Here is a 255-nt window from a genome sequence, read left to right as displayed (position 1 = left end):
ATTGGCACGCTGTGGCGCTTCTTCGCGCGCCACCAGATCACATGGAAAAAAAGTCTGCCCATGCGGCGGAGCAGGATCGTCCGGATGTCCTGACGCGACGGCAGGACTGGTTCGAGACCCAGCCCGATCTCGACCCCGAGCGACTGGTTTTCATTGATGAAACCTGGGCCTCGACCAACATGGCGCGACGTCATGGTCGCTGTCGGCGGGGCCAGAGATTACGATCCGCCGTGCCGCACGGGCACTGGAAGACCA

General features: G+C 62.4%; 1 pseudogene. It reads left to right on the top strand.

From position 1 onward, the window contains the following. Positions 1-255: pseudogene (locus ACWNRM_RS15230) on the top strand (IS630 family transposase); the annotation flags it as partial.

The organism is Asaia sp. A2 (assembly GCF_057319415.1).
The sequence above is the reverse complement of the archived record's forward strand: the minus strand, read 5'-3'. Positions and strand labels throughout refer to the sequence as shown.